The organism is Streptomyces sp. NBC_01217 (assembly GCF_035994185.1).
Classification (GTDB): Bacteria; Actinomycetota; Actinomycetes; order Streptomycetales; family Streptomycetaceae; genus Streptomyces.
On sequence record NZ_CP108538.1, the window covers coordinates 1,867,053 to 1,889,280 of the forward strand.

Consider the following 22,228-nt stretch of genomic DNA (forward strand, 5'->3'; position numbering starts at 1 on the left):
CCGGCGGCGGACGGCCGTCAGACCTCCGGGGTGTCCCAGGGGACGGTGACGACGATCTTTCCGCGGGTGCGGCCCTGTTCGCTCAGCCGATGGGCGTCCGCCGCCTGTTCCAGCGGGAAGACCCGGTCCACATGGATGGTGACGATGCCCTGCTCGGCCAGTTCGGCCAGGTGGGCGAGGTCCGTGGCGTCCGGGCGTACATAGGCGTAGCGGCCGCCGTAGGAGAAGACCTCGCCGTCCGCGATGGAGGCCAGCCGGCCCCCGGGCTTCAGGACGTCGGCGGAGATCCGGAGCGTCTCTCCGCCGACGGTGTCGAACGCGGCGTCGAACCCGTCGGGCACCAGTTCCCGCAGCCGGTCGGCGAGGCCTTCCCCGTAGGCGACCGGCTCCGCGCCGAGCCGGCGCACATATTCGTGGCCGGGCTCGCTCGCGGTGCCGATGACGCGGGCGCCCGCGTGACGCGCGAGCTGGACGGCCATCGAGCCCACGCCGCCCGCGGCCGCGTGGACGAGGACGGTATCGCCGTCCTGGACCTTCAGTGTGCGGTGGAGGACCTGGTACGCGGTGAGGCCGGCCAGCGGCAGGCCCGCGGCCTCCTCGAAGCTCAGGCTCAGCGGCTTGCGGGCGAGGGTGCGCACGGGTGCGGCGACGTACTCGGCGAACGTACCGCGGCACAGGAAGTCCTCGCGCACGTAGCCGATGACCTCGTCGCCGACCGTGAACTCGTCGACGGCGACACCGGGCTGCACCACGACGCCGGACACGTCCCAGCCGGGGATCACCGGGAACACGGCCTCCAGAGCGGCGTCGAGATGGCCCTCGCGGGCCTTCCAGTCGACCGGGTTGACCGCCGCGGCCCGCACCTTCACCAGGACGGTGTCGGGGCCGACCTTGGGGTCGGGCCGTTCCCCGTACTCCAGGACGTCGGCCCCGCCGTACCTGCTGTAGCTGATCGCCTTCATGTACCGACCCTCGGTGCGGGCCGGGGCCCCCGCAACTCAGGCCGTGGCGGCCGCGGGGAGCGGGTCCGTCACCAGCGCGGGATGGCGGGCGTCCGCCATCCGGGCTCGGCCTTGCGCATCGCGGCCGCGTCGTCGCGTTCGCGCATCGTGCCGTCGTCGGCGAGCCAGCGCCGGTGCAGTACGGCCAGGCGTTCGCGGTCGAGTTCGACGCCGAGCCCGGGGGCGTCGGAGACGGTGAGCCGGCCGTCACGAAAGACATGGCGGCTGGTGATGACGTCCTCGGTCTGCCAGGGGTAGTGGCTGTCGCAGGCGTAGTCGAGGTTGGGGACGGTGGCCGCGACGTGGGTCATCGCGGCGAGGCTGATGCCGAGGTGGGTGTTGGAGTGCATGGAGAGTCCGACGCCGAAGGTGCGGCAGATCCCGGCCAGTTCGCGGGTGCGGTGCAGTCCGCCCCAGTAGTGGTGGTCGGAGAGCACCACCTGGACGGCGCCGCGGGCGAAGGCCTCCGGGAGCTCGGCCAGGGTCGTCACACACATGTTGGTGGCGAGCGGTACGTCGGTGGCGGCGGCGACCTCGGCCATCAGGTCCGTGCCGCTCGCCGGGTCCTCCAGGTATTCGAGCACGCCCTTGAGCTGCTCGGCGACGTACAGCGAGGTCTCGACCGACCATGCGCCGTTGGGGTCCAGGCGCAGCGGCTGCCCGGGGAACTCCTGGGCCAGCGCGCGGATCGCGGCGATCTCCTGGTCGGGCTCGAAGACGCCGCCCTTGAGCTTGAAGGAGGAGAAGCCGTACTCGCGGGCGAAGCGCCGGGCCTGGGCGACGACCCCGGCCGGGTCCACGGCGGCGCCCCAGTCGTCCTGCTCGCCGCCCTCGGGGTGGGCGGCCCAGCGGTAGAAGAGGTACGCGCTGTACTCGACGCTGTCGCGGACCTTGCCGCCCAGCAGGGCGTGCACGGGCAGGCCGAGCGACTTGCCCAGCGCGTCCAGGCAGGCGACCTCGAAGCCGGAGACGACGGAGAGCCGGAGCTTTTCGGCGCTCTGGACACCGCGCAGCCCGCCCGCGTCGACACGGTCGTCGGCCGCGCGTGAATCACCGCACACCTCCTCGGCCAGCGCGAACAGGCTGTTCAGATCGCTGACCGGGCGTCCGATCAGAGCGGTGGCGAGCGGCTGGGCGAGTTCGAGGTACTTGCCGTCCCCGTACGTCTCCCCGATGCCAGTCACTCCCCCGCGCGTGACGACCTCCACGATGAGCCGCGGGGTGTACGGCTGGTGGACGCCCTGGGTGTTGAGCAGGGGCGGGTCGGCTATCAGGATCGGGGTCAGCCGGACTTCGTCGATCAGCAGCTCTGGTTCCATACATGAACCATATTCAGGGATACGACTGAAAGCCAGACTCCGGGCCAAGTCGGCGCGGTGTCCGCGCACAGCGCCCGCGCGCCGGATTCCGGTCGGATCCCGGTCGGATTCCGGGAGCCCACTGGACGACATACCGACTGGTCGGCATCATGAACACCGATCGTCTCTCACCCCGGAGGTACGCACGATGAGCCCAGTCCACCCGCCAGGTCTCGATCTCGACCGCCTGCGCGGACATCTCGACCGCGAGCGGCCGGGCCTGGTGAACGGACCGCTCGAAGCCCGGCTCATCGAGGGCGGCCGCTCGAATCTGACGTACGTCGTCACGGACGGCACCGGCCGCTGGGTCGTCCGCAGGCCCCCGCTGGGTCATGTGCTGGCCACCGCGCACGACATGAAGCGCGAGCACCGGGTGATCAGCGCCCTGCACCCGACGGCCGTCCCGGTGCCCGAACCGTTGCTGCTCTGCGAGGACGACTCGGTGATCGGTTCGCCCTTCTACGTCATGGAGTACGTCGAGGGCACCCCGTACCGCACCGCCGAACAGCTCGCCCCGCTGGGCGCCGAGCGCACCCGGGAGGCCGTCCTCGGTCTCGTCGACACCCTCGTCGAACTGCACGCCGTGGACCCCGGGTCCGTCGGGCTCGGCGACTTCGGGCGCCCCGATGGCTTCCTCGACCGGCAGCTGCGCCGCTGGGGCAAGCAGCTGGACGCCTCCCGCAACCGCGAGCTGCCCGGCATCGACGAACTGCATGCCGCGCTCGGCCGCGCGCTGCCCGTCTCCCCCGCGCCCACCGTCGTACACGGCGACTACCGCCTGGACAACGTCCTGATCGGCTCGGACGACGAGATCAGGGCCGTCCTCGACTGGGAGATGTCGACGCTCGGCGACCCGCTCACCGACCTCGGCCTGCTGGTGATGTACAGCTCCGACCTCGGCCTCCCCAGGTCCCCGGTCTCCACCACCAGCGGCGCGGCCGGCCACCCCACCCCCGCCGAACTGATCGAGCGCTACGCCGCTCGCTCCGGCCGGGACACCTCCGCCATCTCCTGGTACACGGCGTTCGCGTGGTTCAAGCTCGCCGTGATCCTGGAGGGCATCCACTACCGCTACACCCTCGGCCAGACCGTCGGCGCCGGCTTCGACCGCATCGGCGATCTCGTCCCCGTCTTCATCGAGCACGGCCTCACCACCCTCCAGGAAGGCTGATCACCCCCATGGACTTCGCATTCGACGCCCGCACCGAGGAACTGCGCGACAAGCTGCTCACCTTCATGGACGAGCACGTCCACCCGGCCGAGAAGATCGCGGACGAGCAACGCGCGCTGCTCGCCTCGCCGTGGGACACCCCGCAGATCGTCGAGGACCTCAAGGCCGAGGCGCGACGGCAGGGACTGTGGAACCTCTTCCTCCCCGACGCCGAGTACGGTGCCGGGCTGACCAACCTCCAGTACGCCCCGCTCGCCGAAATCACCGGCCGCTCCCCGCAGTTGGCGCCGACCGCGCTGAACTGCGCGGCCCCGGACACCGGGAACATGGAGGTGCTCTTCCAGTTCGCCACGGACGAGCAGAAGAAGCAGTGGCTGGAGCCGCTGCTCGCCGGGGAGATCCGCTCGGCGTTCGCCATGACGGAGCCCGAGGTGGCCTCGTCGGACGCGACGAACATCGAGACCCGCATCGCGCGGGATGGCGACGACTACGTCATCAACGGCCGCAAGTGGTACATCTCCGGGGCGATGAACCCGGACTGCCGTATCTTCATCGTGATGGGCAAGACCGACCCCGACGGCGCCGATATCCGCCGTCAGCAGTCGATGATCCTGGTCCCGCGCGACACCCCCGGCCTCGAAGTGCGGCGCGCCATGCAGGTGTACGGCTACGAGGACCACTACCACGGCGGCCACGCGGAAGTCGTGTTCACCGATGTGCGGGTGCCCGCCACGAACCTGATCGGCGAGGAGGGCGGCGGCTTCGCGATCGCCCAGGCGCGACTGGGACCGGGCCGCATCCACCACTGCATGCGGCTGATCGGAATGGCCGAGCGGGCGATCGAGCTGATGTGCAAGCGGGCGGTGTCCCGTACGGCCTTCGGCAAGCCGCTCGCCCAGCAGGGCGTCGTGCAGAACTGGATCGCGGACGCACGGGTCACGGTGGAGCAGCTGCGGCTGCTGGTGCTGAAGACGGCGTGGCTGATGGACACGGTGGGCAACCGGGGCGCGCACACGGAGATCCAGGCCATCAAGATCGCCACTCCGCGTGCGGTGGTCGACATCCTGGACCAGGCGGTGCAGCTGCACGGTGCGGGAGGTGTGAGCCAGGACTTCCCGCTGGCGGAACTGTGGGCTGCGGCACGGACGTTGCGGCTGGCGGACGGGCCGGACGAGGTGCATCAGCGGTCGTTGGCGCGGCGGGAGATCAAGCGGTACGTGTAGGCGGGACCCGCCCGGTTGCCGCCTTGCCCTCAATCGCCGGACGGGCTCGGGTTCTGTCACGGCGGGGATCGCGGGTGGGCGGTCCCGCGCGTCCAGGAGCCCGGACAATCGGCCGACGTCGGCCCGGCGTACGGCGTCACGGATCTGTTCGTCGGCCGGCGTCTTCACCGTCGGATGCCGGCCGGGGCGCTCCCGCCCCGGCCAACGGTTTCGCCCGCGTCAATAGCCGCCGAACGGCACATGGTCCGCGAGCGCCAGTTCGCGGGCGAAGGCCCTCACCCGCAGCAGGCACCGGGCGGCGAAGCGGACGGCCGGTGCGTGGCGCGGGCCGTATGCGGCGGCCCATAGTGCGGGAATGTGCGCGGATGGCTGGGTATTAGTCATACATCCAGCTTCGACCCGTGCCGGCGGTCGGTCCAACGGATGGTTCAGCCGGCTGCCATCGATGCGGTGCATGGACGCAGCCACGCCGCTCCCCCGACGGTGCCTACGGGCGCAGGGCCCGCAGCAGCAGGTCGGCCAGGTGGTCGGCGACCTCCTGCTGGCTGAGCGGGCCGTCGGGCCGGTACCAGGTGGACAGATGGTGGACCGAGCCGAAGTGGTAGTCGACGATCAGGTCCGCCGGGGTGGCGGTGGAGAACACCCCGCTCTGCTGGCCCTCTTCCACCAGGGCCCGGAAGCGCTCGTGGTAGCGGCGGCGCTCCACCCGTACCTGCTTGTTCTTCTCCGGGCTGAGGTGGTGCATGGACCGGAAGAAGATCGAGGCGTCGTCGAGGTTCTCGATGGTCGTGACGACCACGTCCGCGGCAGCGTCGCGCAGCCGCTGCTCGACCGGGGCCTCGGCACAGGCGAAGGCGTCCAGGCGCTCCTGCTGGAGCCGGAGCACCCGGGCGTAGACCTCCTGGAGGAGGTCCTCCTTCGAACCGAAGTAGTGGTAGAGCGCGCCCTTGGTGACGCCCGCCGCCTCGACGATCTCCTGTACCGAGGTGCGGTCGTAGCCCCGCTCGGCGAAGAGCCGGGTGGCGGCGGCCAGCAGCCGCTGAGGGACGGGCACCGTGCCCCCGTCCGTCGCCTTGGCCATTGCCGCCACCGTCCTTCCGTGCTGTGCGTGAATCGGTCTATCGAGGGGAACGCAGTTCCCGCCTGAGGATCTTCCCACTCGCCGTCTTCGGGAGTTCGGCCAGGATCTCGACCTCGCGCGGGTACTTGTACGCCGCAAGCCGTTCCTTGCAGTACGCACCCAGTTCCTCGGGCTCGACCGTGGAGCCGGGCCGCAGGCTGACGTAGGCACGGACGGTCTCGCCGCGGTAGGGGTCGGGGACGCCGACGACGGCCGCCTCCCGGACCGCGGGGTGGGTGTAGAGCACATCCTCCACCTCGCGCGGCCAGACCTTGAAGCCGGAGGCGTTGATCATGTCCTTCTTGCGGTCGACGACGTAGAGCCAGCCCTCCCGGTCCATGAAGCCGATGTCGCCGGTGCGCAGCTCACCGTCCGGGAAGGCGGTGGCGGTGGCCTCGGGCAGCCGCCAGTAGCCGGAGACGACCTGCGGTCCGCGGACCGCGATCTCGCCCTGCTCACCGAAGGGCACCTCCTCGCCGTTCTCGTCGAGGATCCTGACCACCGTGTCGGGGCCGGGCACGCCCACGGAGAGGGTTCCGGAGACCGGGTCGACGGGGGCTTCGCGCTCCGGGGGTACGGACGCGCAGGGGGCCGTGCACTCGGTGAGGCCGTAGCCGTTGCGGATGTAGGGGCCGAAGCCCGCCCGGAACTTCTCGACGAGCGCGGGCGGCAGCGGTGCGCCGCCGGAGGAGATCACCTGGAAGGAGGAGAAGTGCTCGGGGGTGACGGCGGGGTGGGCGGCCAGGGCCATGAAGGCGGTCGACGGCCCCACGGTGTAGGCGGGGCGGTGTTCGGCGAAGGCTTCGAGGACGACGCCCGGGTGGAAGCGGTACGCGAGGACGAGGGTGCCCGCGTTGGTGAGGCAGGCGGCCAGCTGGCACACCATGCCGGTGATGTGGAAGAGCGGGGCGAGCGCGAAGTACGAGGAGCCCTCGGCGATGGGGTGCCCGGTCCGCTGGCGCTCGGCGTTGATCATGATGTTGCCGTGGGAGTTCATGGCGCCCTTGGGGGTGCCGCTGGTCCCGGAGGTGTAGCTGATCAGCGCCACGTCGGCGGCGGTGAGCCCGCGCCCCTCCGGGGCCTTCAGACCCTGCCGAGCGACGGCGACCAGGTCGTCGGCGTCCCCGGGCACGGGCAGCCGCTCGAAGCCGAGTACGCGTGCGTCGTTCTGCGTCTGGAGATCCAGCTCACTGGTGGTGAGTGCGATCCGCGCGGTCGGGGCGTCGGCCGCTGTGTCCCGCAGATACGCCTCCCAGGCCCGGTCCGCGCAGATCAGCGCGGTGACCTCGGCGTCCTTCAGTACGTGGCCGACCTCGCCGGACTTGTACATCGGGTTGAGCGGGACGACGGTCGCGCCCGCCTTCCAGGCGCCGAGCAGTGCGAGCACGAACTGCGGGGAGTTCTGCAGCATGATCGCGACCCGGTCGCCGCGCTCCAGGCCCCTGGCTGCGAGATGGCCGGCCACCGAGTCCGAGAGCGCGTCGGTCTCGCGGTAGCTCAGGCGCCCGTCGAAGTAGGCGAGCGCGGGGTGCTCGGGGCTGCGGGCGACGGAGGCGCGGAAGGCGTGCACGAGGGTCTCGGCCGGGCTGACGGAGGCCCGCTGGGCCTCGCTGAGCAGGGAGATCCAGGGCCTGGCCGCATAGAAGGACTCGGTCATGCGCCGGTCTCCTCCCACTTCTGCTGGAGGTGGTTCATATTGCCGAGCCAGTGGTCGGTGTCCTTGGCGCGGGCCCGGTAGAAACCGGCCACCTCGGGGTGCGGCAGGACGAGGAAGCGGTCCTCGGCCATGGCGTCGAACAGCGCGTCGGCGACCGCCTCGGGCTCGATGGCGCTGGGGGCGAGTACGAGCTCACCGGCCGATCCGGCGGCGGTGAGCATGTCCGTGCGCACGCCCTGCGGGCAGATCGCGTGGACCTTGATGCCGCGGTGGCGGTAGGTCAGCGAGAGCCATTCGGCGAAGGCGACGACGCCGTGCTTGGTGACGCTGTACGGCGCGGCGCCGATCATCGTCAGCAGTCCGGCGGCGGACGCGGTCGAGACGAAACGGCCGCCGCCGCGCTCCAGCCAGTCCGGCAGCAGCGCCCTGGCCGCTCGGACGTGGGCCATCACATTGACGTCCCAGGCGGCGGCCCAGACCTCCTCTTCGGCGAAGACGTCGCCAGGCGAGGCGAGGCCCGCGTTGGCGCAGTAGATGTCGACGGTGCCCTCCAGCGCGTCCCGGGCGGCGTCCACGATCCGCGAGGCGTCACCGGCGACGGCGACGGCGCCGATCTCCTCGGCCAGCGGCTTGATCCTGGCCTCGTCGAGATCGTTGACCACGACCCGCGCGCCCTGCGCGGCGAACCGGCGGGCCAGAGAGGCTCCGATGCCGCCTCCGGCCCCTGTGACCACCACGCCCGCGCCCTGCACCGTACTCATCGGGTCCCGCCTCTCTCAGCCGACTTCCCCAGCAGACTAACCAGTCGGTATGTCAGAGTGGAAGAGGTCGACAGGGCGACGCTCCTGCCCCAACCGTCTCGTCCGGCTCATTCCGTAGGACCGGAACGCGCGCTAGCGTGCGTGGCCATGACAGACATCGCGATCATGGAGGTAGCTGAATGAGCCTGTCCAGACGTGGTTTGCTGGCCGGCGGCGCGGTGGGAGCCCTCGCGGCGACGGCGGCCGGTACCGGGTTCGCGGGCGCCGCGCCCACCGCCGGCAACGGGCACGGGCGGGTCCGTACCGGCTTCGACCGGCTGGCGGCGGACGGCTACGCGCTGCTGAAGGGGCAGAAGGTCGGGGTCGTCACCAACCCGACCGGGATCACGTCCGACGTACGCCACATCATCGATGTGATGCACCCGGACGAGCGCGTGGACCTGATCGCCGTCTTCGGGCCCGAGCACGGCTTCCGCGGGACCGCGCAGGCGGGCGGTTCGGAGGGGCGGTACGACGACCCGGCGACCGGACTGCCCGTCTACGACACGTACCTGAAGAGCGGGCAGGCACTCGCCGATGTCTTCACCGCGTCCGGAGTGGACACGGTCGTCTTCGACATCCAGGACGCGGGCGCCCGCTTCTACACCTACATCTGGACGCTGTACGACTGCATGGAGGCGGCGGCGCTCGCGGGCAAGCGGTTCGTCGTGCTCGACCGGCCGAACCCGGTGACCGGGCGGGCGGCGCTCGGTCCGGTGCTCGACCCGGCGTTCTCCACGTTCGTGGGCCGCCGGGAGATCTCGCAGGCGCACGGCATGACGGTCACCGAGCTGGCACTGCTCTTCAACGCGGAGTTCCTGGCCCAGCGGCCGGTGGACCTGCGCATCGTGAAGATGTCGGGGTGGAAGCGCTCGGACTTCTTCGACGCGACCGGGCTGCCGTGGGTGCCGCCGAGCCCCAACATGCCGACGCCGGACACGGCGCTGGTGTACTCCGGGACCTGCCTGTTCGAGGGCACGAACCTCTCCGAGGGGCGCGGCACGACCCGCCCCTTCGAACTGCTCGGCGCCGAGGGCATCGACCACCGGTGGGCGGCGGCCGCGAACGCGCTCGATCTGCCCGGGGTCGCCTTCCGCGAGGCGTACTTCGCGCCGACGTTCTCCAAGTTCCAGGGAGAGACGGTCGGCGGCGTGCAGTTGCACGTCCAGGACCGCGAGGTCTTCGATCCGGTGCGCACGGGGATCGCGCTGCTGGTCACCGCGAAGCGGACGTGGAGCGGGTTCGCGTGGCGCCCGGACAACTGGATCGACAAGCTCACCGGCAACACACGGGTCCGCACGATGATCGATGCGGGGGCCGACACGGATGAGGTGGTGGGGGCGTGGGCTGCGGACCTCGCCGCGTTCCGCGCCGTCCGGAAGAAGTACCTCCAGTACCGGTGAGGCGAACCGGGCGGGCCCAGGATTCGGGCCCGCCCGGCCGCTGAGGACACAGCGGCCGCCGGACGGCCCCGGCACTACCGGTGCGCCGGGAACTCCACCACCTGCTGGTACGTCGGCCGGTTCTGCCAGTGGATCGCCTTCTGGCTGATCCCGCCCAGCGCACGGTGAATGATCGAGTCCGTGCACCACTGCTCGCCCGCCCCGCAGCTGTCGTCACCCGGGTAGACCTCGGCCGCCGGCTGCGCCGCGGCCCCCTTCAGCGACTCCAGCAGCGCGTCACGGCAACTGTTCAGGTCCCCGTTCCCGCAGTACGTCTTGGCCAACGGGCCCTTGACCGGCTGCCCGAGGACCTTGCGCAGGTCCTTGTCCACGAAGCCCCACCAGCCGTACTGGAACGCCGATCCGCTGTGCGCCCCGCTCGGCCCGTGGCTGGCCGCCGGGGACTCGTCGGTGGCGAGGTTCGCGGTCAGCGCGCCGTACAGGTCGTCGCCGAGCCCCGGCCTGAACTCGGCCTCGACCAGCTTCGGCCACCACGCGTCCATGATCCGTACCGCGTCGGCGTAGGTGTACGCATGCGATCCGGGGCTGCTCTCCCTGCGCTGCGAACCGGCCGCCCGCCAGGACTCCAACTCCTGTACGACACTGTTCAGTTCAGGATCGGTGACGGGCCGGGAGCGGATCACCTTCAGCAGTTCGGGCAGCAACTGCTCGCCGCGCAGATCTGTGAGTGCGGCCTGAGCCATCGCCCGGGTGAGGGACGCGCGGGTCACTCCGCCCTCCTCGACCAGCTTCGCCACCCGCTGGTCCAGCAGATCCCCGCGGTGCACCGCGCCGAGGCCGAAGCCCGCGGCCGCGTAACCCTCGGCCTGCTTGTTGTTCCAGGAGATGTAGTAGTCCTGGCCGCTGGAGTGCGGGTGCTCGGCGAAGGGGGTGTACGCGGCGGTGTTGGCGGCCGGGTCGTACCCCTGCCATTCGTACGCCTTCTCGGCCTTGACGGGCAGCGCCGGGTCCACGCCCGCCGCTCGCACCGGGTTCATGCCGCTGTTGTAGTACGCGGCGGTGCGGGAGTCCGCGTAGAACCAGTTGAACGCGTAGTCGATATTGCTCGCCGCCTGCTGGAACGAGGAGGCGTCCTTGACGTACGCCGGGTCGTTGAGCATCTGGAAGCCGATGATCGAGTCGGCCTCGTGGCGGTAGGTGGTACGCAGCGAGGTGTACGCGACGGGCTTGCCGCCCACGGTGGCGCGGTGGGTGACGATGCCGTAGTTCGTGCGCCGGACCTGCATCCGGTAGGAGCCCTTCGCCGTGGAGTCGGCGACGGTCGGCTGCCAGGAGTTGGTGCGCTCCAGGGTCTCCATGGCAGTGCAGGTGCCGCGGTAGAGGTAGTGCGTGGAGTCCTTGGCGGGGGCGGAGCCGTCGGGCTCGCACAGCTCGACGGCGTAGGTGTCGGTGATGTCCTGGCCGGCCGAGGTGGCGCTCCAGGCGTAGTCCTGGCCGCGCCCCATCTGGACATACATTCCGACCCCGGCGAAGGAGACACCCCGGGCGCTGATGCCGGGGCCCTGGAGCTCCTGGAGCATCATCAGCTGCGGGGCGAAGTAGCCGGTCTGGGGCCCGAAGACGGCGATCGGGTTCCCGCTCGCGGTGTGCCGGCCGGAGACCAGCAGGGCGTTGGACATGCCGCGCTTCTGGGTGCCGGAGCCGGGCAGTGAGCCCTCGGGGACGACACCGTCGTCGAAGATGCCCTGGGCCGTCTTGAGCGTGGCCGGGGCCTTGACGGGGGCCTTCCTGTCGGTGCCCGCGGAGCCGGTGCGGTCGTGGATCAGGGGTTCGGTGGTGACCGAGCCGCTGTCGGGCAGCGCGGTGCCGCGTGCGGTGGCGGGCCTGCCCGCGTACGGGAACGCCGTGCCGTCGTGGATCGTCAGCACGGCCTCGGGGTCGTTGCGCTGCCGGAACGACTCCCAGACCTCGGTGCCCTCGGCGACCCCGTATTTCTGCTGGGCGGCGAGCAGCGAGAGCGCCGCCTGCACCTCGCCGCCACCGCCGCCGCCGAACTGGCCGCCGACCACGGAGGCGATGGAGATCAGGTCGGTCAGCTTGAACGGCTGTATCTCCCCGACGTTGGTGATCGCGTCGATCTTGCCGGTGAGGACGTACTCGCCGGGGAAGTAGCGGCCCTTCTTGGACTTCTCGCGGTAGGCGTTGATGCCGTCGACGTACGCCTGGGCGTCGACCATGGCCTGTTCGCCGCGGGCGCCCTCGTGGGTCCTGATGTACTCGACCTGGGCTTCGAGATCGGCCTCGGTGTACGGGGCCTGCGGCCAGAACTGCTGCTCCAGGCCCTGGTTGGCGAGCGCGCCGCCGGCGAACGAGGTCAGTTCTCCGCGGCCGATGTGCCGGAAGAGGTCCATCAGCCAGAGCCGGTCCTGCCCGGCGGCGAATCCGGCGCCGAACTCGGTGCCGTAACGGGTGGTGCCCTTGATGTGCGGGACACCGGAGGCCTTGTCGCGGGTGATGGTGACGTCGTCGCGCGGCGAGGTGACGGACTCGACCTGGTCGTTCGGCACGCCGAACGAGGCGTCGTTGAAGAAGTCGGTCAGCTTCTGGTCGGTGAGACCGGTGTGTCCGGCCACCAGGCCGTTGTAGCGGTCGAGTTGGTCGTCGCTGTGCGCGGGGTGCGTGCCGAACGCCTTGTTGCCGAGGATCTCGACGAGGGTGGCGTTGCCGTTCTCTCCGGGCGGCAGGATGTCGTCGCACTGAGCCTGGCAGTAGTCGGTGACGGGCACCGGTTCCGCAGCCGCGGCGCCGGACTGCGGCGAGGCCGCCAGCAAGGTCGTGCCGAGTGCGAGAACCGCCGCGACGGCGGCGGTTCTGAACTTCACGATGTGTGGGGGCATGCGTGCTCCTCCGAGAGGCCGATGCGCCGGAGGTTACTGGCGGTATGACCCGCCGGTAAGATGAGCAACAGTCACCTTTTCCGAATCGTCACATGCCGCCGCACGCGACACCGTGACGATGCGTCATCTCGCATGGTGGACGCACTCTCGGGTGGATGGATCCGAATCGGGCTGCCGTTCGTCCATTCCTCGACGCCGAAGTACGAGCGACGGAGGTGGCGGTGCAGTGGCCGGATTCCGGAGTCTTGCGAGACAGGTCCGCGATCCGCGGGGCGACCTGGCGCTGCGGCGGTATTCGCTGCGCAAGTGCCTGGAGAGGTTCGCCCCTTACGGGCATCGGGCGACCTGGGACCATCTGTGTGCCCGGCACGGGATCGAGCCCGAGGACCGGTCCCCCGATCCGGTGCGGCTGATGCGCGCACTGGACGAGCTGGAGGCGGCGCGGGCCGTCTGGCTCGGCTACGAGGCGGGGTTCGCCGAGCGCCGCAGGCGGGAGAAGCAGGACGGGCTGCGCAGCCCGGGCGCGCTCGACGACTGGCACCGGCGCATCCGGTGCGGCCACGGGGTCGCCCGCTGCGAGGATCCGGCGGTCCACCCCTCGGCGCCGCTCGCCGAGGTCCTGGGTCGGCTTATCGCGGCCCTGGAGGCGAAGCCGGGCACGGCCTGCCCGGTGTGCGCAGGCACCGAGATCGCCTGGCGGCACGACCTGGAACGCGAGCCGTGGTCGGGGCCGGTCTGCGCGGGCTGCGGAATCGTGGTTCCGCAACCGGTGCTCACACCGGGGGCACTGGCGAAGGCCAGGAAGGTACGCCCGGGGAATCTGGCATCGGCGGCGTGACGAACGGCGCGCGTTTGCCGGGGCGGGTCCGGCACGGGGCGGGTGGGGGCCTTTTTCCAAGCACCCGGCCCGCCCTACGGGCGGTTCGCCGGGTGGCGGTCGGCGGGCGGGTGTTCGGGCATCAGTCGTGAGCCGCTGATCCGCTGGCCGGAGATGTCGTTCGGGTTGGAGAGCACGCAGTTCTCCAGCGACAGACAGCCGCACCCGATGCAGTCGGTGAGATGGTCCCTCAGCCGCCGCAACTGCTCGATCCGCTCGTCCAGTTCGCAGCGCCATGCCGCGGACAGCCGTGCCCAGTCGTCGCGGTTCGGGGTGCGCTCCTCGGGGAGTTCGGCGAGGGCGTCCCGGATGGTGGCGAGCGGGATTCCGACCCGCTGTGCCGCGCGGACGAACGCGACCCTGCGCAGTGCGTCCCTGGTGTAGCGGCGCTGGTTGCCGCTGGTGCGGCGGCTGCTGATCAGGCCCTTGGCCTCGTAGAAGTGCAGGGCCGAGACGGCGGCGCCGCTGCGTGCGGAGAGCTGGCCGACCGTGAGTTCATGGAGTGTCTGTGGGATCTGGGGCACTCCTCCAATCCTACTTGTCCGACCCCGGCCGGTCCGTCGTTGACAGGAACGCACCTGCCAACCATGCTGAGCAAGCGCTTAGAAACTAGGCGGTGACGGATGGCCGAGAGCCGGAAGGGCAGGGACCAGGGACATGGCAGAGCCGAGGATCTTCACGTCCGCGCAGGAGCTGCGCGACGGGGTGGGCGAGCAGCTGGGTCACAGCGAGTGGCTGGAGATCGAGCAGAAGAGGATCGATCTCTTCGCCGAGGCCACCGGTGACCACCAGTGGATCCATGTGGACCCGGAGCGTGCCGCGACCGGGCCGTTCGGCACGACGATCGCGCACGGCTACCTCACGCTCTCGCTGCTGCCCGCGCTCGTACCTCAGATCATGCGGGTCGAGGGCATGAAGATGGGTATCAACTACGGGACCAACAAGGTCCGTTTCCCGTCCACCGTGCCCGTGGGCTCGCGGCTGCGCGCGACGGCCGTGCTGAAGAGCGTCGAGGAGGCCGGGGGCGGGGTGCAGGTCACCGCCCTCGTCACGGTCGAGCGCGAGGGCGGCGACAAGCCGGTCTGCGTGGCCGAGTCGGTGTCGCGCTACTACTTCTGACGACGCGCCACACCACCACCATGGCTACCGCTTGGCGGCGACCATGCGCAGCACGAGGTCGGCGTACAGCTCGCCGACCTCGTCGGGCGTCCGGCTGCCCTGGGCGTTGAACCAGCGCGCCACGTCGATGCAGAGCGAGAGCACCGCGAGCGTGGTGCCCGGGACGTCGGGGACGTCGAACTCCCCGGCCTGCACGCCCTCGCTGATGATCCGGCGCACCACCGCGTCGCTCTTGCGGCGCAGTTCGACGATCTCGGTGCGGTGCTCCTCACCGAGTGCGTCGAGTTCGTACTGGACCACGCGGGCCGTCGTGTGCCGTTCGGCGTGCCAGCGGACGAAGGACCGTACGGCCTCGGCCAGCCGCTCCGCCGCCGTTCCGCCGCTGTCGGCGGCGGCCTCCAGGACGAACAGGGCTCGGTCGTGACCGATCCTGCTGATCCGATGGAGCAGCTCTTCCTTCGTCTTGTAGTGGATGTAGAGCGCGGCGGGGCTCATTCCCGCCCGGCCCGCGATGTCGCGGGTGGTGGTGGCGTGGTACCCGCGCTCGGCGAAGGCGTCGACGGCGGCGACGAGGAGCCGTCTGGCCGCCTCGGGCGTCACCTCGGCCCACGGCATGCTGTCGCCGTCGGTCTCCTCCGCCGTGCTCATCGTCACTCGCCCCTCTCGTCACCGGGACGAACACCATACCCCGAACCTGAGCAAGCGCTTAGGGTTCTTCCCGGCGGGATCGTCAGTGCTTCCGGAAGGGGTCGTGCTCGGCGAGGATCTTCTCCAGCCGGGCCTGGTCGACCCGGCTGATGATCTGTCCCGCTTCCTGCCGGTCGCGGATGACCTTGGCCAGGGTGAAGCAGGAGGTGACGAGGTAGAGGACGCCGATCGCGAGGAATCCGCGGACCCATGCGTCGGCTTCCAGGAAGTAGATACCGAGGGTCATGGCACCCATCGCCACCCCGAAGGACGCGACGGCCTGCCCGTAGAAGGCCGCGGTGCTCTGCTGCTTGACCGATGCTGTCTCACTCATGGGGCCCAGCATCGGCCGACGTGGTGTGCGCCACATCCGTTCCCGTACTCAGCCCGGTACTCAGACTCCCGTTCGAGAAGCGGCGCAGCGATCAGAAGGCGGAGACACCGGTCAGCGCGCGGCCGATGATCAGCTTCTGGATCTGGCTGGTGCCCTCGTACAGCGTCATCACGCGCGCGTCGCGCAGCAGCTTGCCGACCGGGTACTCGTCGATGTAGCCGTAGCCGCCGAAGACCTGGAGGGCGTTGTTGGCGGCGCGGACGGCGGCCTCGGAAGCGAAGAGCTTCGCCTTGGAAGCGGCGGTGGCGAAGTCCTCGCCGCGGTCGATGAGGTCGGCCACCCGCCAGGTCAGCAGCCGGGCCGCGTCGACGTCCACGGAGATGTCGCTGATGAGTTCCTGGACGAGCTGGTGGCTCGCGATGGACTTGCCGAACTGCTCGCGCTCGCCCGCGTACCCCACGGCGGCGTCCAGGGCGGCCTGGGCGATGCCGACACAGCCGGCGGCGACGGACATCCGCCCCTTGGCCAGGGCGGACATCGCGATGGAGAAGCCCTTGCCCTGCGGACCCATGAGCGCGGAGGCGGACACGCGGACGTCCTCCAGGACGACCTCGGCGGTGGCCTGGCCGCGCAGGCCGAGCTTGCCGTGGATGGTGCGGCGGCTGAGGCCGGGGGTGTCGGTGGGGACCAGGAAAGCGGATATGCCCTTGTGGCCGGGGGTGTCGTCGGTGCGGGCGAAGAGCAGTACGACATCGGCCCAGGTGCCGTTGGTGATGAACATCTTGGTGCCGTTGATGACGTACGAGTCGCCGTCGCGGACGGCCCTCGTCGTCAGGTTCCCGGCGTCCGATCCGGTGCCTGGTTCAGTGAGGCCGAAGCAGCCGACCGCCTCGCCCGCGGTGAGCCCCGGCAGCCAGTGCCGCTTCTGCTCCTCGTCGCCCCAGGCGGCGATCGTCTTGGCGACCAGGCCGAGGGATACGGAGACGATGCCGCGGACCGAGGAGTCGCCGCGGCCGAGCTCCTCGGTGACCAGGCAGTACGCGAGGTGGTCGCCGCCCGAGCCGCCGTACTCCTCGGGGACGGTCAGCCCCAGGAAGCCGAGGGAGCCCAGCTTCTTCACGATCGACTTGTCGACGCTCTCGGCACGGTCCCACCCCACGGCATGCGGGGCGATCTCACGGGCGACGAAGTCCTTGGCGAGCTGCCGGACGGCTTCCTGCTCCTCGCTGAGCTCCAGGTTCATCCCTCGCCCCTCCCACTTTAATTAGCACTGCTAGTTTTCTGTTCTCAGGCCCTACTATGTGCCGCATGGCCCGACCGCGCAAGCCCCTCCTCAGCCGAGACCGCATCGTCGAGGCAGCGAGCGCACTCGTGGACTCCGAGGGGCTCGACGCCGTCTCCACCCGTCGGCTCGCCGCCGAACTCGGGGTCAGCGGACCCTCGCTCTACAACCACTTCCGCAACAAGGACGAGATCCTGGACGCGGTCGCGGACGCCGTGTCCGCCCAGGTCGATCTGTCGATGTTCGACGAATCGGACGCCCGCGACTGGCGCGCCGCCCTGCACGACTGGGCCGTCTCCTATCGTGCGGCGCTCACCGAGCACCCGCACATCGTCCCGGTGCTGGCCCAGGGCCCGGGCCGCCGCCCGGCCGGACTGCGGGTCGCCGACGCGGTCTTCGGCGCGATGGTCAGAGCCGGCTGGCCGCCCGCCCAGGCGACGTACATCGGGGCCCTGATGCGCTACTTCATCACCGGCTCCGCCCTCGGGTCGTTCGCCCGCGGCTTCGTCGACGACGAGACGGCGTACGACCCCACCGACTATCCGCACCTCGGCCAGGCCCATCTGCTGGCCGAGCGCCGCCAGAAGGTCGACGAGGGGGCGTTCGAGACCGGGCTGCGGGCGCTGGTCGACGGCCTCGCCCTGCAGTACGAACAGCGGCGCTGACCGGCCTGTCCGGCTGTTCGTACCCGACCACGGCCGTGATCAACAGCGCGATGTCGCGCGTGGGCTCCGCCGCGTAAACTGGGCTGAAGGCGGAGTTCCGTGCAGCTCATCCGCCCGGGCGGACCGCAGTACCCCAGGAACCGACGTCGCTCGTGGCTACCTGGCCGATGACGAAGCCGCCTTCATCACCGGTGACGTCCAGGCCGTGCGCGGACGCCGGCACAGCCCGCTGAGCGGTCGCATCGTCCCCGACAGCAGACAGGCCATGGAAGGTCAGGGGCCATGATGCGCCCAGCCGACGTCACACCCGGTGCCGAGCAGGATGCTTCCTCGGGCGGCGTCCGCGCTCTGCCCGCCCCCGCGGTAGCGGTGATCGACGGCGACGGTACGGTCCTGGCGTGGGCGGACGGGGCGAGACAGCTTCTCGGCCACCGCGCCGAGGACGTCGTCGGGCGGCCCGCGGCGCGCCTTCTGGCGAGCCCTCCGGAAGGTACGGAAGGCGGATCCTGTCTGCCGCTCCTGGCGCACGGCCCGGAGCGGACGGGCGAGAACGAGCACCGGCGCCGTGCGGTGGTGGACGTCCGGCACCGCGACGGCCGCACGCTGCGGGTGGAGCTGGAGGCCAGTGCGCTGACCGACGCCGACGGTGAGAGGTGCTGGCTCCTGGTGGCGACGGACATGCCGGACAGCGGCGAGCGGCGGAGGGCGGGCGAGCCGGCCGCAGGAGCGCTGCTCGACCGCTCGCCGCTCCTGGTCGCCGTCTGGGACTCACAACTGCGCTGCATCTGGCTGAACCAGGCGTCCAGGCGGAGGGTGGGTCTGCCCCCGGACGCTCGCCCGGGACTCCTGAGGCGGGCGCTGCAGGGCTTCGACCTCGCCGCGGTCGAGCCGGTGATGCGGCGGGTCCTGGCGTCCGGTGAGCCGGTGACCGGCCACGAGGCGCGCTGGGTCTCCCCCGGTGGGCGCCGGGAGGCCGTCTTCTCGTCCGCATTCATCCGTCTCGGGCGCGCGGACGGTACACCCCTCGCGCTGTGCACGGTCTCGACGGACATCACCCAGAGGTGGACGCGCGAGCGACTGGCGCTGATGAGCAGGGCGGCGAGACACGTCGGCACCACGCTGGATGTGATGACGACCGCGCAGGAGCTCACGGATCTGGCCGTCCCGTCGCTCGCCGACTACACCACGGTCGACCTGGCTGATTCGGTGCCCCTCGGTGGCGAACCGCTGGAGCGGATGCCGCCTGGGGACTCCGGCATCCCTGTGTTCCGCCGCGCGGGACTGGCCTCCATCCACAGAGGGATGCCGGAGTCCGCGTTCGACCGGGGCGAGCCGGTGCTCGTGCCTCCGGGCTCCCCCTTCCTGTACGTGCTCCACCACCGTGAGTCGTATCTGGAGCGCGTGATGGAGACCGGGTCCGGCACCTGGCTCGCCCGGGATCCCAGTCGCGCCCGGATCATCCGCGAGACCGGAATGCACTCCGTCATGATGGTCCCGCTCATGGCGCGCGGCACCATCCTCGGCATTGCCGTGTTCGTCCGTACCGAGAACATCGCTCCGTTCTCGCGGGACGACCTGCACCTGGCCGAGGAACTCGCCGTCCACGCGTCACTGAGCCTGGACAACGCCCGCCGCTACACCCGCGAGCGGGCCGCCGCCCTGGCACTCCAGCGCAGCCTGCTGCCCTGCTCGCTGTCCGGCGGCAACGCCGTGGAACTGGGCTGGCGCTACCTCCCCTCGGACCGCCACGAGGGGGTCGGAGGCGACTGGCTCGATGCCATCCACCTGCCGGGCGGGCGGATCGCCCTGGTCGTCGGAGACGTCGTCGGGCACGGGGTCAACGCGGCCGCCACCATGGGCCGTCTGCGTACGGCGGTGCTCACACTGGCCGCCCTGGACCAGCCGCCGGCCGAGCTGCTCGCCCACCTCGACGACGTGGTCGCCCATCTGTCGGAGGAAGCCGCCGGGTCCGGTGACCCCGCCCTGCCGAGCGTGGGGGCCACCTGTGTCTACGCCGTGTACGACCCGGCCACCCGGGTGTGTTCCTTCGCCCGTGCCGGACATCCGCCACCGCTGCTGGTCTACCCGGACGGTCGGGTCATCACGCCCGACATCCCGGCAGGCACGCCGATCGACCTCGGCTTCGGCTCGTTCGAATCGGTGGACAGGGAACTCCCGGAGGGCAGCCTGATCGTCCTGTTCACGGACGGGCTCATCGAGACGCGGAACACCGACATCGACGCCGGACTCGACCGGCTGGCGGCCGCGTTGGGCCGAGCACCGTCGGAGCTGGACGACCTCTGCTCCCAGGTGATCGCGGAGATGGCGGCGACGGCGAAGCCGGAGGACGACATCGCGCTACTGGTCGCCCGCACCCGCGTTGAGCCGCACGGCGGTCCGGTCGGGGACGTACACGTCTCGTTCTGCTCCGTAAAGCCGGGGTGGCGCTCTCCCGGATGCGTCCGCAGACTGGCCTGACGCGGAAGATTCCGGCACAGCCGGTGGAGGGACGCCGACATGACGCGAAGCGCCGAGGAACCGACCGTCCGTAGAGCGCCGAAGAAGAAGTCGCCCGGGGGCCAGGAGGCCGTGCTGGACGCCCTCACCGAGGCGGCCCGCTACGGCGGCCCCGGGCTCGACGGCTTCAGCGTGGCCGACAGCGGAGACGACGATCCGGTCCTTGTGACGCCCGAGGGCCGGGCCCGGGACGCCTGGCGCGAGGACTACCCGTACACCAACAAGCTCGGCCGCAGGGCGTACGAGAAGTCCAAGCGCGCCCTGCAGATCGAGCTGCTCAAGCTCCAGCACTGGGTGAAGGAGCGCGACGAACGCCTCGTCATCCTCTTCGAGGGGCGGGACGCAGCGGGCAAGGGCGGCACGATCAAACGCTTCACCGAGCACCTCAACCCCCGTGGCGCGCGGGTGGTTGCGCTGGAGAAGCCCACCGAACGCGAGCGCTCCCAGTGGTACTTCCAGCGGTACGCGGCCCATCTGCCGACCGCCGGGGAGATCGTGCTCTTCGACCGGTCCTGGTACAACCGGGCGGGCGTGGAGCGGGTGATGGGGTTCTGCACCACCCGCGAGTACCTCGAATTCATGCATCAGGCACCGGACTTCGAGCGGATGCTCGCCCGGGACGGCATCCACCTGGTGAAGTTCTGGTTCTCCGTCTCGCGCAACGAGCAGCGCAACCGGTTCATGATCCGGCAGATCGATCCGGTACGGCAGTGGAAGCTCAGCCCGGTCGACCTCGCCTCGCTCGACAAGTGGGACGCGTACACGGAGGCCAAGGAGCTGATGCTGTTCCACACGGACACGGCGGACGCGCCCTGGACCGTGGTGAAGAGCAACGACAAGAAGCGGGCCCGGCTCGAAGCGATCCGGCATGTGCTGCACCGCTTCGACTACCCGGACAAGAACACGGACGTGGTCGGCGCGCCGGACCCGCTGATCGTCGGCCCGGCCTCCCAGCTCTTCGAGCAGGGCGAGGTGGATGCCCGGCTGCTCACCACGGTACGGGCACAGGACGGGCCGACGGCGTGACGGGTTACCGGAACACGACGAGTGCGCGGCCGCCCCTGCCCGCGATCATGTTGTCGAAGGCCGCCGGGATGCCGTCCAGCGCGATCCGTTCCGTCACCATCATGGAGAGGTCGAACCTCCCCGCCCGGATGTGTTCGGCGAGGACCGGCAGGTCGCGGGCCGGGTCGCTGTTGCCGTACACGCAGCCCGTCAGCGAGCGTCCCCAGTGGAAGATCTCCAGGGCGTTGAAGGAGACCGGCTGGTCCTTGCCGCCGATGCCGACGACCGTGGTGCGGCCGCCGCGGCGGGTGGAGTCCCAGGCGCCCCGGATGGTGGCGGGCCGTCCGACGCACTCGATCGCGACGTCGGCTCCCTGGCCGCCGGTGAGCTTCCGGATCGCGCGCGGTGTGGTGTCGGAGGCGATCACGTAATCGGTGGCGCCCGCCTGCCGGGCCAGTTCCTCCTTCTCGGGGGACACGTCGACGGCGATGATCCGGGAGGCGCCCGCGATCCGGGCGGACTGGAGCACGGCGAGGCCGACACCGCCGATACCGAACACGACGACGGACTCGCCGGGGCGGACCTGAGCGCTGTGGTGGACCGCACCGTATCCGGTGAGGACCGCGCAGCCCAGCAGCGCCGCGTCGGTCAGCGGGATGCCGTCAGGAGCGGGCAGGACGCAGTTCGCGGCCACGACGGTCTCCTGCGCGAACGCGGCGACGTTCAGGCCGGGGTGGAGTTCGGTGCCGTCGGCCGTACGGGCATGGATGCCCGCCGCACCCGTCAGCGCGTTGGCACAGAGCCAGACCTCGCCGATCCCGCAGTGGTGGCAACTGCCGCAGGAAGGAGCCCAGTTGAGTACCACTCCGTCGCCGGGTGCGACATGGGTGACGCCCTCGCCGACCGAGACGACAGTGCCCGCGCCCTCATGGCCGAGGACGGCGGGGACGGGCACCCGCATGGTGCCGTTGGACAGGGAGAGGTCGGAGTGGCAGACGCCGACTGCGGCGAGAGCGACCCTCACCCGGCCGGGGCCGGGCTCCGGGAGTTCGATGTCGGTGATCTCCAGCGGAGCTCCGACGGCGGGCAGTACGGCGGCGCGGACCACGAAC

Annotated in this window: 20 protein-coding genes; 8 read left to right on the forward strand and 12 right to left on the reverse strand. The window is 70.7% G+C overall.

From position 1 onward, the window contains the following. Window positions 1-17: 17 nt before the first annotated feature. Together OG507_RS08110 and OG507_RS08115 are read right to left on the reverse strand one after the other, a co-directional pair. The gene (locus tag OG507_RS08110) at window positions 18-962 is read right to left on the reverse strand and encodes an NADP-dependent oxidoreductase (RefSeq protein WP_327366464.1); all 945 of its coding nucleotides are present in this window, start codon (window positions 960-962) and stop codon (window positions 18-20) included. Window positions 963-1,030: 68 nt separating this feature from the next. Beyond that, entirely contained in the window at window positions 1,031-2,320 is a 1,290-nt protein-coding gene (locus tag OG507_RS08115) for a glucarate dehydratase family protein (protein ID WP_327366465.1), read from the reverse strand. A 187-nt stretch (window positions 2,321-2,507) separates the two neighbouring features. On the opposite strand from OG507_RS08115, the gene OG507_RS08120 reads away from it, so the two are divergent. After that, complete coding sequence (locus tag OG507_RS08120) at window positions 2,508-3,530, forward strand: phosphotransferase family protein (RefSeq protein WP_327366466.1); 1,023 nt, start codon at window positions 2,508-2,510, stop codon at window positions 3,528-3,530. A gap of 8 nt (window positions 3,531-3,538) precedes the next feature. Next, window positions 3,539-4,753, forward strand: a complete 1,215-nt coding sequence (locus OG507_RS08125) for an acyl-CoA dehydrogenase family protein (protein ID WP_327366467.1) — start codon at window positions 3,539-3,541, stop codon at window positions 4,751-4,753. Between the two features lie 219 nt (window positions 4,754-4,972). On the opposite strand, the gene OG507_RS08130 is transcribed toward OG507_RS08125, so the two are convergent. The 4 genes from OG507_RS08130 to OG507_RS08145 all read right to left on the reverse strand — a co-directional run bounded on the left by OG507_RS08130 (window position 4,973) and on the right by OG507_RS08145 (window position 8,291). After that, entirely contained in the window at window positions 4,973-5,137 is a 165-nt protein-coding gene (locus OG507_RS08130; protein ID WP_327366468.1) for a hypothetical protein, read from the reverse strand. Between the two features lie 103 nt (window positions 5,138-5,240). Further along, on the reverse strand, window positions 5,241-5,834 hold the full coding sequence (locus OG507_RS08135; protein ID WP_327366469.1) for a TetR/AcrR family transcriptional regulator: 594 nt from the start codon (window positions 5,832-5,834) through the stop codon (window positions 5,241-5,243). A gap of 37 nt (window positions 5,835-5,871) precedes the next feature. After that, window positions 5,872-7,530, reverse strand: a complete 1,659-nt coding sequence (locus tag OG507_RS08140; RefSeq protein WP_327366470.1) for a long-chain-fatty-acid--CoA ligase — start codon at window positions 7,528-7,530, stop codon at window positions 5,872-5,874. After that, window positions 7,527-8,291 carry an SDR family oxidoreductase gene (locus OG507_RS08145; protein WP_327366471.1) on the reverse strand — a complete coding sequence of 255 codons (765 nt, stop codon included), beginning with the start codon at window positions 8,289-8,291 and terminating at the stop codon, window positions 7,527-7,529. The genes OG507_RS08140 and OG507_RS08145 overlap by 4 nt, the downstream gene beginning before the upstream one ends. A 179-nt stretch (window positions 8,292-8,470) precedes the next feature. Between OG507_RS08145 and OG507_RS08150 the strand changes: the two genes are divergently transcribed. Then, entirely contained in the window at window positions 8,471-9,733 is a 1,263-nt protein-coding gene (locus tag OG507_RS08150) for an exo-beta-N-acetylmuramidase NamZ family protein (RefSeq protein WP_327366472.1), read from the forward strand. 74 nt (window positions 9,734-9,807) lie between these two features. Here the strand turns inward: OG507_RS08150 and OG507_RS08155 are convergent, their stop codons facing one another. Continuing rightward, complete coding sequence (locus OG507_RS08155; RefSeq protein ID WP_327366473.1) at window positions 9,808-12,630, reverse strand: penicillin acylase family protein; 2,823 nt, start codon at window positions 12,628-12,630, stop codon at window positions 9,808-9,810. A gap of 226 nt (window positions 12,631-12,856) precedes the next feature. Between OG507_RS08155 and OG507_RS08160 the strand changes: the two genes are divergently transcribed. Next, window positions 12,857-13,468 carry a hypothetical protein gene (locus tag OG507_RS08160; protein WP_327366474.1) on the forward strand — a complete coding sequence of 204 codons (612 nt, stop codon included), beginning with the start codon at window positions 12,857-12,859 and terminating at the stop codon, window positions 13,466-13,468. A 74-nt stretch (window positions 13,469-13,542) separates the two neighbouring features. On the opposite strand, the gene soxR is transcribed toward OG507_RS08160, so the two are convergent. Further along, window positions 13,543-14,031, reverse strand: a complete 489-nt coding sequence (gene soxR / locus OG507_RS08165) for a redox-sensitive transcriptional activator SoxR (protein WP_327366475.1) — start codon at window positions 14,029-14,031, stop codon at window positions 13,543-13,545. Between the two features lie 133 nt (window positions 14,032-14,164). Between soxR and OG507_RS08170 the strand changes: the two genes are divergently transcribed. Continuing rightward, window positions 14,165-14,626 carry a MaoC family dehydratase gene (locus OG507_RS08170; protein WP_327366476.1) on the forward strand — a complete coding sequence of 154 codons (462 nt, stop codon included), beginning with the start codon at window positions 14,165-14,167 and terminating at the stop codon, window positions 14,624-14,626. 24 nt (window positions 14,627-14,650) lie between these two features. Here the strand turns inward: OG507_RS08170 and OG507_RS08175 are convergent, their stop codons facing one another. The 3 genes from OG507_RS08175 to OG507_RS08185 form a co-directional block, all read right to left on the reverse strand. Further along, on the reverse strand, window positions 14,651-15,274 hold the full coding sequence (locus OG507_RS08175) for a TetR/AcrR family transcriptional regulator (RefSeq protein ID WP_327366477.1): 624 nt from the start codon (window positions 15,272-15,274) through the stop codon (window positions 14,651-14,653). Between the two features lie 82 nt (window positions 15,275-15,356). After that, window positions 15,357-15,647 (reverse strand): YiaA/YiaB family inner membrane protein, encoded by a 291-nt coding sequence (locus OG507_RS08180; protein ID WP_327366478.1) that lies wholly within the window; start codon window positions 15,645-15,647, stop codon window positions 15,357-15,359. Window positions 15,648-15,738: 91 nt separating this feature from the next. Next, window positions 15,739-16,890 (reverse strand): acyl-CoA dehydrogenase family protein, encoded by a 1,152-nt coding sequence (locus tag OG507_RS08185; RefSeq protein WP_327366479.1) that lies wholly within the window; start codon window positions 16,888-16,890, stop codon window positions 15,739-15,741. Between the two features lie 65 nt (window positions 16,891-16,955). Here OG507_RS08185 and OG507_RS08190 point away from each other — a divergent pair, with 65 nt between their 5' ends. From OG507_RS08190 to ppk2, 3 genes are all read left to right on the forward strand, one after another. Next, window positions 16,956-17,594, forward strand: a complete 639-nt coding sequence (locus tag OG507_RS08190) for a TetR/AcrR family transcriptional regulator (RefSeq protein WP_327366480.1) — start codon at window positions 16,956-16,958, stop codon at window positions 17,592-17,594. Between the two features lie 282 nt (window positions 17,595-17,876). Beyond that, window positions 17,877-20,072: a SpoIIE family protein phosphatase gene (locus OG507_RS08195; RefSeq protein ID WP_327366481.1), complete on the forward strand. Its 2,196-nt coding sequence runs from the start codon at window positions 17,877-17,879 to the stop codon at window positions 20,070-20,072. A gap of 39 nt (window positions 20,073-20,111) precedes the next feature. Then, window positions 20,112-21,137: a polyphosphate kinase 2 gene (gene ppk2 / locus OG507_RS08200; RefSeq protein ID WP_327366482.1), complete on the forward strand. Its 1,026-nt coding sequence runs from the start codon at window positions 20,112-20,114 to the stop codon at window positions 21,135-21,137. A 4-nt stretch (window positions 21,138-21,141) separates the two neighbouring features. Here ppk2 and OG507_RS08205 read toward each other — a convergent pair whose 3' ends face one another. After that, a complete protein-coding gene (locus OG507_RS08205; protein ID WP_327366483.1) occupies window positions 21,142-22,224 on the reverse strand; it encodes a Zn-dependent alcohol dehydrogenase in 1,083 nt (360 codons plus the stop codon). Window positions 22,225-22,228 lie beyond the last annotated feature (4 nt).